The sequence below is a fragment of the Mesorhizobium sp. M4B.F.Ca.ET.089.01.1.1 genome (assembly GCF_004022605.1).
Lineage (GTDB): Bacteria > Pseudomonadota > Alphaproteobacteria > Rhizobiales > Rhizobiaceae > Mesorhizobium > Mesorhizobium abyssinicae.
Window position 1 is genome coordinate 1 of the sequence record NZ_RZOS01001300.1, and the last position, 523, is coordinate 523.

At 63.7% G+C, this 523-nt stretch carries 1 protein-coding gene and 1 pseudogene; both read left to right on the top strand.

Annotation, left to right across the window (positions count from 1 at the left end):
* The coding region (locus EN780_RS37255; RefSeq protein ID WP_189557155.1) for a flagellar biosynthetic protein FliR at positions 1-302 on the top strand (302 nt) is incomplete at its 5' end.
* A gap of 4 nt (positions 303-306) precedes the next feature.
* Positions 307-523 (top strand): annotated as a pseudogene (locus tag EN780_RS37260) (hypothetical protein); the annotation flags it as partial.

The window sequence follows — 523 nt, forward strand, 5'->3', positions numbered from 1 at the left end:
CCTCCTATGCGGTCGCGCCGGTCAATGTTTTCTTCAACCCGCAGGCAGCGCTGGTCGATGTCACCGACACGGTGTCGGACGCCTTCTTCCTGGTCATCCGCCTCGGCAGCCCCTTCGTCGCCTATGCGATCCTCGTCAACCTGACCATCGGCTTCGTCAACAAGCTGACGCCGCAGATCCCGGTCTATTTCATCTCGCTGCCCTTCGTCATCGCCGGCGGGCTGATCATCTTCTATTTCGCCATCGGCACCTTGTTGTCGCTGTTCGTCGACGGCTTTGTCGACCTGACGCTCGCCAGGTGAAGCGATGACCACGCGCAAGGAACGATTGCGAAAGCTGGTCAAGGTGCAGGAGCAGTTGAAGGCCCTGCACGAGACGCGCCATGCGACATTCGTGGCGGCGGCGGGAGCCGCCGAGGCCGAGGCAAGGGAACTGGTCGAGCATTTCGACGCCGACCAGTCGCTGGCCGGCCTGTTCCCCGACCTCTACCATCGCCGCATCCCCCACCCCCCGGTGCGCCAGG